Genomic DNA, 9,060 nt, shown 5'->3' on the forward strand with positions numbered 1-9,060 from the left:
TGTGACGGCGTCTTTCTCCCCGTCTCTATGCGGGGAGAAATGTCCGGCAGGACAATGAGGGGCAGCGCCGACCTTTGCAGGCTAAAACGCGCTGCCCAAACAGCATCGGGCCGCACCTGAAGCAAGCGCTCTTTTTCGATTGCAACCGCCTCTTGATCCCGCATTCGCCTTCGTCCATAAGCGCGCCGTCGCAAGACTTTCGCCGCGCGCGGTTTCCAGCCGCATGATTGGCTCCAAAAAGTCTGCAACTTTTTGGAATCATGCTTATACGGCCCTCCACAAGCCCTGGGGAAATCATGTCCGCCTTCAAGCCACTCGTCTTTTCGGGCGTCCAGCCGACCGGCAACCTGCATCTCGGCAACTATCTCGGCGCCATCAAGAAATTCGTCGCCCTCCAGGAACAGTCCGACTGCATCTATTGCGTCGTCGACCTGCATTCGCTGACGGCGCAGCTCGTGCATCAGGATCTGGGCGACCAGACCCGCTCGATCACCGCAGCGTTCCTCGCCTCCGGCATCGATCCGAAGAAACACATCGTCTTCAACCAGTCGCGGGTCATCCAGCACGCCGAGCTTGCCTGGATCTTCAATTGCGTGGCGCGCATCGGCTGGATGTTCCGCATGACGCAGTTCAAGGACAAGGCCGGCAAGGACCGCGAGAACGCTTCGCTGGGCCTGCTTGCCTATCCCAGCCTGATGGCCGCCGACATCCTGCTTTACCGCGCCACCCATGTGCCGGTGGGCGAGGACCAGAAACAGCATCTGGAGCTTACCCRCGACATCGCGCAGAAATTCAACAACGACTTCTCCGAGCGCATCGCCGCTCTCGGCGTCGGCGTCGAGATGCAGGTCGGCGAGGAGATGGTGAACGGCTATTTCCCGATCACCGAACCGGTGATCGGCGGTCCGGCGGCGCGCATCATGAGCCTGCGCGACGGCTCGAAGAAGATGTCGAAGTCCGATCCGTCGGACCTGTCACGCATCAACCTGACCGACGACGCCGACGCCATCTCGAAGAAGATCCGCAAGGCCAAGACCGATCCGGAGCCGTTGCCGGCCGAATTGGACGGGCTGGAAAGCCGGCCGGAAGCGGATAACCTGGTCGGCATCTATGCCGGGCTTGCCGAAATCTCCAAGGCCGACGTGCTCAAGGAATTCGGCGGCCAGCAGTTTTCGGTGTTCAAGCCGGCGCTTGCCGACCTTGCGGTGGAGAAGCTCGCACCGATCGCCTCGGAGATGCGCCGCATCGAAGGCGACCGCGCCTATGTCGATGCCGTGCTGAAGGACGGCGGTGAGCGCGCCCGCGCGATCGCCGAGACGACGATGAAGACGGTGCGCGACATCATCGGCCTGCTGCAGGACTGATCGATCCAACCTCGCTGGCTTTCAGCGCCATGCCGGCCGGCGGCTTGCCGTTGGTTCGTGGCAGTGGCAGATTGCGGCCGAATTGATACCGAGCAGATAGACATGGTCTCGAAACGCCTCAGCCGGGAAGCCGGCCATCGCCGCAAGTTCCTGGSGATCATCGACGACACGCCGGAATGCGAGCGCGCCGTCGCCTATGCTTCGACGCGCGCGCACCGCACCAACGGCGTGCTGGTGCTGCTCTTTGTCATTGAACCGGACGATTTCCAGCACTGGCTGGGGGTCGAGAAGATCATGCGAGAGGAAGCGAAYACCACCGCGCGCGCGGCGCTCGACACCTACGCCAACAAGGTGCRCCAGAAGGTCGGCATCGAGCCCGAGCTGGTGGTGCGCGAGGGCAAGCCGACCGAAGAGATCCACAAGCTGATCGAGGAAGACCAGGACATTGCCATCCTGGTGCTGGCGGCCRGCGCGGGCAAGGAAGGTCCGGGCCCTCTGGTGAGCGCGGTGGCCGGCCGAGGCGCCGCCTTCCCCATTCCGGTCACGGTGGTGCCGCAGAACCTCTCCGACGAGGAAATCGAAAGCCTGGCCTGACTGGCAGAGCTTCTCCGCGATCTGACGGAGGCCTCACGCCGAGCGACCTCTTTGGGATCATATAGGTGTGATCGCTCAACCATAGACTGCGACATGGCCCTTGGCCTGCGCTTGCGGTGCGCCATTTGGGATGGTCACTGAACCGACAATCCCAAACGGAGTGCTGATGGACGAATCAAACCGGAAAACGGGCCGGAGCGGTACGTCGAAGCCGCAAGACAAGGCCGCCCAATCCGCGGCGCGGCCGCATTCGCATTCCGCACGAGCCAAGCAAGAGGCGCGACAGCCCCCTCATGCTCAGCATGCACGCAGGCATCGTTTGCTCGCCAAACGCCATCCGGCCATGGTCGACAGCATCGCCGGGGCGATAACCGTCAAGAATTTCGACCTCTACTACGTCGTCGCTTCCGACGCGCAGATCCCCTTGAAGGGCGAGCACGGCTTCGGACTTTATTTTCACGACTGCCGCTTCCTTGGCGGCTATCGAATGGCGCTGGCCGGTCTGGCGCCGATCGTGCTGGCCTCGTCCGCGCAAAAGGGCTACGCGGCGGTTTTTGAACTGACCAACCCCGACCTGCATTTCGAACGGGGACAAATGATCCCCAAGGACGAGCTCGGCATCCGCTGGGAGCGCATCCTCGATGCAGGGCAAACATGCGTGCGGGAGGTCATGACCATCCAGAATTTCGGAAATGAGGCGCATAGCCTTCCGATGACCTTGCATTTCCACGCCGGTTTCGAGGACATCTTCAACGTGCGCGGACTGGTGCAGGGTCAGGAGCTCGGCCGAGCCCAGCGGGCCGCCTGGCGGGAGGGCAGGCTGCATTTCGTCTATCACGGCGCCGACCGGCTCCGCAGGACGGCGACGATCGCCTTCTCGCCTCCGCCCGATTCCACGCACGACACCATCGCCGAGTTCCGGATCCGCGTGCCCCCAGGCGATACGCGCACCATCGCGATCACCATAGAGCTGAACGAATATTCCGAAGATRCCGAGCCAAATCAGCTGAACCAGCGGCCGACGGTCGCGCTCGACGGYCTGGCTGGAAACATTCAGGCGAGCTCCGAGGAATGGCTGGACCGGCATACGAAGCTCGTAAGCGACAACCTGCTGCTCAACGACATCATGGAGCGCTCGCTGCGCGACCTGGCCATGCTCAGATCGGATCTGGGCAACAGGGAGTATTTCGCCGCCGGCGTTCCATGGTTCGTCGCCCTTTTCGGGCGCGACAGCCTGATCGTCGCGCTCGAAATGCTCGCCTTCCTGCCGGAGATCGCCGCGCAGACGCTGCGCCTTCTCGCCGGCTATCAGGGGCGCAGGGCGGACCGATGGCGGGAGGAACAGCCCGGCAAGATCCTGCATGAGCTGCGCGTCGGCGAACTGGCCGGGGCGGGCAATGTCCCGCATGCCAGGTTCTACGGCACGGTGGACGCGACGCCGCTCTTCCTGATGCTTCTTGCCCGCCATGCGGCGTGGACGGGCGACCTCGGGCTCTTTCGCGAACTGCAGGAGCCGGTGGAAAGAGCGTTGAACTGGATCGCCAAGGCCGGAGACGACCATGGCGAAGGCTATCTCAAATATCGGAGCCCGTGGGAGAAGGGTCTCGTCAATCAGGGATGGAAGGATYCGGCCGATGCAATCGTGAGGGCCGACGGCAGCATCGCGAGGCCGCCGATCGCGCTTGTCGAGGCGCAAGGCTATGTCTTTGCCGCCAAACATGCCGTCGCCGACCTTTACGAACGCATTGGCGAGCGCAAGCGCGCCAAGCAGCTTCGCGGCGAGGCCGAACGGCTTCGGACACGGTTCAACCACGACTTCTGGTGCGAGGAGCTGGACACCTTCGCGCTGGCGCTCGAAGCGCGAGGCCGTAAGGTCGCGGTCGTTTCCTCGAATCCGGGGCATGCGTTGTGGACCGGCATCGCGGACCAGGGCAAGGCCCGCCGAACCGTGCGTCGGCTGATGCAAGACGACATGTTCAACGGCTGGGGCGTGCGCACGCTGTCTACCGCGGAGCGCCGCTACAACCCCGTCGGCTACCATCTCGGAACCGTCTGGCCGCACGACAATGCGTTGCTGGCGGCCGGCTGCCGCCGATATGGCGAGGACGACGCTGCGCTCAGGATCTTCACGGCAATARCCGAGGCGGCGATGCACTTCCGCCACCACCGGCTRYCCRAGGCGATGGCGGGTTTTCCGCGCAGGGACTTTCAGGTGCCGGTGCACTATCCCGTGGCGTGCCACCCGCAGGMATGGGCGGCGGGCGCGGTGCCCTTCCTGGTCACCACCTGCCTCGGCCTGGAACCCGACGCCTTCGCAGGCAAGCTGCGCATCGTGCGGCCGCGACTGCCCAGCTTCGTCAACCGCATCGAGCTTCGCGGGCTGCGCGTCGGCGAAGAAAGCGCCGACCTGGAGTTCCGGCRCACAGCCGATGGAGCCGAGGTGGACATCCTGAAGACAAGTGGACAACTTACCGTGGAAGTCGGAGGATAGGCGGGCCATGTTCGAGCCATCTCGCCATGGCGAAAACATTCCGCCAGCCAGAAGTTCGGGCGACGTGTTTCGCTTGAATGTCCAGCCGATAGAGCCTATTTAGAATTATTCCAAACTATCGGCCCGAGAAGGGCCTGGAGATACCCCATGTTCATCCAGACCGAATCGACGCCGAACCCGGCGACGCTGAAGTTCCTGCCCGGCAAGGAAGTGCTGCGCGAAGGCACCGCCGATTTCCGCGACGCCGAAACGGCAGCCCAAGCCTCGCCGCTGGCCGGCCGGCTGTTCGAGATTCCCGGCGTTACCGGCGTCTTCTTCGGCTACGACTTCGTCACCGTCACCAAGGACGGCCCCGACTGGCAGCATCTGAAGCCGGCGATCCTCGGCGCCATCATGGAGCACTTCATGTCGGGCGCGCCGGTCATGGCTTCGGTCGCTCCCGCCAACGACGCCGGCCACGCCGGCGAGTTCTACGACAAGGCCGACGAGGAGCTGGTGCTGACCATCAAGGAGCTGCTCGACACCAGGGTGCGTCCGGCGGTCGCCCAGGACGGCGGCGACATCACCTTCCGCGGCTTCGAGAACGGCACCGTGTTCCTGCACATGAAGGGCGCCTGCGCCGGCTGCCCGTCGTCGACGGCGACGCTGAARCACGGCATCCAGAACCTTTTGAGGCACTTCGTGCCGGAAGTGCAGCAGGTCGAGCAGGTCGCCTGATTATTTTTCGCGGCATCTACTGAATAATCGCAAAAACAAAAAACCGGGCCCCAACAGCCCGGTTTTCTGTTCTTGGACGTCTTGTTGTTGCCTAGACGGTCCGCTTGCGAAAGGTTTTGCCCCAGGCTTTCGTGATCATATCACGATGACCTTGGCGCCGACCGAGGTGCGGTCGTAGAGATCGATAATGTCCTGGTTCATCAGCCGGATGCAGCCCGACGACATCGCCTTGCCGATCGAGAACCATTCCGGGCTGCCATGCAGGCGGTAGCCCATGTCGCCGCCCTTGTTGAACAGATACATGGCGCGCGCGCCGAGCGGGTTCTTCAGGCCGGGGTCCATGCCGCCGGCGAATTTGGCGAGCTCGGGCTGGCGCTTGATCATCGGCGCCGGGGGCGTCCAGGTCGGCCATTCGCGCTTCAGCGCGATATGGGCGGTGCCGTGCCACTCAAAACCCTCGCGGCCGACGCCGATGCCGTAGCGCATCGCCCGGCCGTCGCCCTCGACGAAGTAGAGGAACTTGTTCTGGGTGTCGACGATGATGGTGCCGGGCTTTTCCTTGGTGTCGTAATTCACTTCCTGGCGGTGGAACCGCGCCGGAACCTTCTCGATCGGGACGCGCGGCAGCTCGTAGCCGGCATCGGTCATCGCGCCATAGTTGTTGGTGAAGAGTTGCGAGCCGATCGTGCTGCAGCCACTGATCGCGGTCGAGAGCGCAAGGGCGGCGACGATTGCAATTGACTTCAAGCGCATGAAAAGGTCCGACGCCCCGCCTCGTATCAGCGGCACGAGTCGGCCGCCTTGTCGCCATCATTCATGCTGGCATTTCTTTTGCTTGCCAAGCGCGCACTGCCTATATGCAAGGGCTTGCGTGCCGGTAAGTGCCGAACTGCGGCATTTCGGCAACAGCCTTCACAGGATTGTGAAGCAAAATCAATGAGGCGGCTGGAATGGCCGCCGGAGACCAAGGAGTGCGCCATGAATGTCGGGGATGCCGCCGAGCGTTCCGGCCTGCCGGCCAAGACTATCCGCTACTATGAGGAGATCGGCCTGATCCGGCCGGCGCGGGCCGAAAACGGCTACCGCGACTACTCCCGTGACGACGTCCACCGGCTGGTCTTCCTGCGCCGAGCGCGCAATCTCGGCTTTTCAATCGACGATTGCAGGCAGCTCATGGCGCTCTATCAGGACCGCGACCGCGCCAGCCACGRCGTGCGCGAGATCGCCACCGCCCATGTCAGGGCGATCGAGGAAAAGGTGCGCGAATTGCAGTCGATGCGCGCGACCCTGCAGAAGCTGATCCACGCCTGCCACGGCGACGACAGGCCGGAGTGTCCGATCCTGGATGACATGGCGGGGGTGGTGGAGGACGAGAGGGCGGTGCACGCGTAGACCAGCGACAAGGGCCTCAAGCAAACTGGCGCCAGAGCGGGAAGGCGGAGAGTGGCGCTGTTCGCCTGCTACATGTTTGGGTTATGGATGATTTCCCACAGATGTCCGTCCGGGTCACGAAAGTAACCCGAGTAGATGCCCCAAGGTCTGTCGTGCACTTCAGTGACGAGTGCTCCAGCCGCCTCGGCTTTGGTCAGTAGCTCGTCCACTTCCTGCCGGGTCTCAACGATATGGCCGAGACTGAACTCCCCGCTACGCGCTGGCCCGACTTCGATGCCAGCGTCTTTGGCGAGTTCACTACGCGGGTAAAGGGCTAGGATCTGACCGCCGTCAAGATGGAACATGACGATTGCGCCTGCGGGACGTGTATCGTCGCCGGCGAACTCAGTTGCGGTCACGCCGGCAGACTGGAGCCCGAGTGCCCGGTAGAAGGCGAGTGCCCGCTCGAAGTTGGCTACTGCCAAGGTGATCACATCGATGCGCGCTTTCATCAAGCGTTCCTCGAACCGCTCCAGCGCAGCATGGGTGCGACAGCGGATGGCTCCCGATGGAAAAGCGGAACGGCCCTAGTGGTTCCCGTCAGCGGCTTGGTTTGTCAAATACACAATCGCCGTCGCTAGGGCGATTATATATTTGACAAACCTGGCTTCCATTAGAGGTCTCCCGATGCTACCACTTCGCAAGTGGAAACTAGGGGGTGCCAAATGCCATACCGCTACATACCTATTGTACGAACTAAAGCCGGAGAAGCCGACGCGCTTGGGAACTTGGACGCTGTAACAAGGGCTCGCGTCTTTCCGMTGGTGAGACTTACCGGGACGATCCCCACGACATTCCTACCAAAGATGGTTGCCAATGCGGCTGGTTTTCCTATCGCGTTGGACGGTATCTATAACTTCGAGGTTACCGGTAGCACCGTTGCTTATACGGCCCTTTTCAATGGGCTTGGTCAAGGCGGGGTGYCGGTTATTCCGACTTTGTCGATTAGGGCTCAGCCGGCCTACAACAACGCCGCCGCTGCATTGATAGGAGCATTTGGCGCGGGTTTTGTATTGCACGTTCCGTTGGCCGATTTGCCCCACCTTGCRCCATGGGTAGCCGGCGTTGCAGCATGGAATCCTGGTCAGATTGATGTCTTGATCGACGTTGGGGGAGTGGCAGAGCACGCCCCGGCTCCATATGCCAACTACGTTGCGCACACGATCAATGCTTCGCTGGCGGCAAATCATCCTTGGAGGTCGGTAACCCTCCACGGTTGGAGTGCTCCAAAGGATTACGGTCCTTTGAACCCCGGCCGCAATGACATTGCCCGGCGCGACTGGCAGATTTGGCAGTTGGTCAGGGCCTTGGTTCCCTTCCAACTCGACTATTCTGATTCAGGACACGTGCATCCATCGCTTGATGAAGTGCCGGGGTATGYAATGGCGAACGCGACGGTGAGTGTCCGATATGCAATCGATGATCAATGGATCATCCATAAAGGCGTCAAGACCAGCGGCGCAAACGGCATCGCGATGGGGACACAGTACAGAGGCCATGCGCAGACCTTGCTGGCGGACCCCGATTTTGGAGGCCTAGCGATACCAAGTTGGGGCGATGGGCGTATCCAACATTACGCCACCACCCACGGCGGCGCTGGGGGGCGGGGACAATGGGCCGCTGTGCTGCTTAACAGGCATGTCGCGCATGTCGCGGACAGGTTGCCTTAGCCGCGCGATCCTCGATTTGAGGGCTCGCCGCACCTCATCGCTCAAATCTGAAAATGAWAGCTCGGAAGCCAGCCGTTCGTGGACCATTTTGGCTGGCTTCCCTCGCCATCCTYGGGCGAGACCGCGAGCGTCAAGAATGGCAAGGGCTTCGTCCTTCCATAGAAGATCGGCAATCAGATACGGGTCTGGGTTTGGATTGYGCGTACCGCATTTGACATTGGTGAGGGCAACGCCTTCCGGCGTTTCCCGCGCCGACATGATGCCCCACCAGTTTGGGATTACGTCGAGAGCCTTTTCCGCGTGGCGCTCGCCAACGACCAACGTGACATGATCGAAAACGCGGCTGTAAACTTCGGCCTGCGCCGGAAGGCGTTGAAGGGTGTCGCGGTCGGACTTCAATTCGAAGCCGGTCAACTCGCCGTTTATGACAGCAATATCAATTCTGACAGACCCGGACCAAACGCCCATCTCTTCAACGATGCAAGTGTCCGCATCGCCGTCATGGAGTTTGCTAAGGTGAGCCTTTACGGCGGCCCGGACGTCGCTGTCACGCATTTCCTATCCAACCGCWGCTTCGTTTCGGCAGCGTAATGGCGAAGAAGTTAACGAATTTTACCATGTGGTCAAGAATCGCTTTGCTTCTTCCTGTCTTTATCCTCAGGCTTGGTCTTGGCTATCTTTTTGACTATCTGGTCAAACTTTTCTTCGGATTCGTCCGTTTCAAGTTGGCGAGCGGCCTCTTTGAATTTCTCTATCTGCTTGTTAGGTTTGTCAGGCATTTCAATCACCTAGG

9 protein-coding genes and 1 pseudogene are annotated in these 9,060 nt (G+C 61.6%); 6 read left to right on the forward strand and 4 right to left on the reverse strand.

Annotation, left to right across the window (positions count from 1 at the left end; translation table 11 throughout):
* The first annotated feature begins 296 nt into the window (after positions 1–296).
* The 4 genes from trpS (at position 297) to ORS3428_RS16685 (ending at position 5,166) form a co-directional block, all read left to right on the forward strand.
* Positions 297–1,364 (forward strand): tryptophan--tRNA ligase, encoded by a 1,068-nt coding sequence (gene trpS / locus ORS3428_RS16670; RefSeq protein ID WP_071099382.1) that lies wholly within the window; start codon positions 297–299, stop codon positions 1,362–1,364.
* 102 nt (positions 1,365–1,466) lie between these two features.
* Positions 1,467–1,958, forward strand: a complete 492-nt coding sequence (locus tag ORS3428_RS16675; RefSeq protein WP_071099383.1) for a universal stress protein — start codon at positions 1,467–1,469, stop codon at positions 1,956–1,958.
* A 319-nt stretch (positions 1,959–2,277) separates the two neighbouring features.
* Positions 2,278–4,449 carry an amylo-alpha-1,6-glucosidase gene (locus tag ORS3428_RS16680; protein ID WP_172833696.1) on the forward strand — a complete coding sequence of 724 codons (2,172 nt, stop codon included), beginning with the start codon at positions 2,278–2,280 and terminating at the stop codon, positions 4,447–4,449.
* A gap of 147 nt (positions 4,450–4,596) precedes the next feature.
* Complete coding sequence (locus ORS3428_RS16685; RefSeq protein WP_071099384.1) at positions 4,597–5,166, forward strand: NifU family protein; 570 nt, start codon at positions 4,597–4,599, stop codon at positions 5,164–5,166.
* 135 nt (positions 5,167–5,301) lie between these two features.
* Here the strand turns inward: ORS3428_RS16685 and ORS3428_RS16690 are convergent, their stop codons facing one another.
* Entirely contained in the window at positions 5,302–5,919 is a 618-nt protein-coding gene (locus ORS3428_RS16690; RefSeq protein ID WP_071099385.1) for a L,D-transpeptidase, read from the reverse strand.
* Between the two features lie 225 nt (positions 5,920–6,144).
* Here ORS3428_RS16690 and cueR point away from each other — a divergent pair, with 225 nt between their 5' ends.
* On the forward strand, positions 6,145–6,558 hold the full coding sequence (gene cueR / locus ORS3428_RS16695) for a Cu(I)-responsive transcriptional regulator (protein WP_071099406.1): 414 nt from the start codon (positions 6,145–6,147) through the stop codon (positions 6,556–6,558).
* A gap of 68 nt (positions 6,559–6,626) precedes the next feature.
* On the opposite strand, the gene ORS3428_RS16700 is transcribed toward cueR, so the two are convergent.
* Positions 6,627–7,049: a VOC family protein gene (locus ORS3428_RS16700; RefSeq protein ID WP_071099386.1), complete on the reverse strand. Its 423-nt coding sequence runs from the start codon at positions 7,047–7,049 to the stop codon at positions 6,627–6,629.
* 213 nt (positions 7,050–7,262) lie between these two features.
* On the opposite strand from ORS3428_RS16700, the gene ORS3428_RS16705 reads away from it, so the two are divergent.
* The gene (locus tag ORS3428_RS16705) at positions 7,263–8,267 is read left to right on the forward strand and encodes a beta family protein (RefSeq protein WP_083355158.1); all 1,005 of its coding nucleotides are present in this window, start codon (positions 7,263–7,265) and stop codon (positions 8,265–8,267) included.
* Positions 8,268–8,336: 69 nt separating this feature from the next.
* On the opposite strand, the pseudogene ORS3428_RS34420 reads toward ORS3428_RS16705, so the two are convergent.
* Positions 8,337–8,822 (reverse strand): annotated as a pseudogene (locus ORS3428_RS34420) (sce7726 family protein); the annotation flags it as partial.
* Positions 8,823–8,890: 68 nt separating this feature from the next.
* Positions 8,891–9,046, reverse strand: a complete 156-nt coding sequence (locus tag ORS3428_RS33535; RefSeq protein ID WP_172833697.1) for a hypothetical protein — start codon at positions 9,044–9,046, stop codon at positions 8,891–8,893.
* Positions 9,047–9,060 lie beyond the last annotated feature (14 nt).

The organism is Mesorhizobium sp. ORS 3428 (assembly GCF_001854785.1).
Classification (GTDB): Bacteria; Pseudomonadota; Alphaproteobacteria; order Rhizobiales; family Rhizobiaceae; genus Mesorhizobium.